Genomic DNA, 251 nt, shown 5'->3' with positions numbered 1-251 from the left:
CGAACGCCATAACAAGCTCCCAGGCGCTTGCATCAAAACCGAAGGAGGAGAACTGCACTACTCGGCTATTGGAAGAAACGCCAAAAAGCTTGATCTGAGCCAACCCGAGATTGACCAAGCCCCGATGTTCGACCATGACGCCCTTGGGCGTGCCTGATGATCCCGAGGTGTAGATCACGTAGGCGAGGTGGCGCGCGCTCAGGCCGAGCGTGCGCGGGTCCGGATCGGAGGCCGGCAGGTTCGCCCAGGCC

At 61.4% G+C, this 251-nt stretch carries 1 protein-coding gene; it reads right to left on the bottom strand.

What is annotated here, in order from left to right; genetic code table 11:
* The coding region (locus tag AB4Y42_RS44740) for an AMP-binding protein (RefSeq protein WP_368697954.1) at positions 1-251 on the bottom strand (251 nt) is incomplete at both ends.

The organism is Paraburkholderia sp. EG286B (assembly GCF_040965655.1).
Classification (GTDB): domain Bacteria; phylum Pseudomonadota; class Gammaproteobacteria; order Burkholderiales; family Burkholderiaceae; genus Paraburkholderia.
The sequence above is the reverse complement of the archived record's forward strand: the minus strand, read 5'-3'. Positions and strand labels throughout refer to the sequence as shown.